Annotated in this window: 1 protein-coding gene; it reads left to right on the forward strand. The window is 46.1% G+C overall.

Features of this window, described 5'->3' with window-relative positions:
* Positions 1 to 360, forward strand: a 360-nt coding sequence (locus H4J66_RS05115) for a transposase (protein ID WP_409049352.1), incomplete at both ends; no start/stop codon positions are given.

Consider the following 360-nt stretch of genomic DNA (forward strand, 5'->3'; position numbering starts at 1 on the left):
TTAATCGATATCAGTTGGTTTATGCGGGCATTAAACGAGCCTATTGCTCGACAAGCCAATAAAGAAGACAAATGCACGGGGCACTTTTGGGAAGGACGCTTTAAATCACAAGCCCTGCTCGATGAAGGGGCGTTACTTGCTTGTATGGCTTATGTAGATTTAAATCCAGTGCGGGCGGGCATTGCCCCAACACCTGAGCAATCGAGTTTTACCAGTATTCAACGGCGTATCAAAGCCGCCATCATGGGAGAGCAACCCACAAGGTTATTACCTTTTACGGGCAATGAACAGCAAGCTAAAACCGCCAGTATCCGCTTTAGTTTAAAGGACTATTTAACCCTTGTAGATGAAACAGGTCGC

It is taken from the genome of Colwellia sp. MB3u-55 (genome assembly GCF_014076785.1).
Taxonomy (GTDB): domain Bacteria; phylum Pseudomonadota; class Gammaproteobacteria; order Enterobacterales; family Alteromonadaceae; genus Colwellia_A.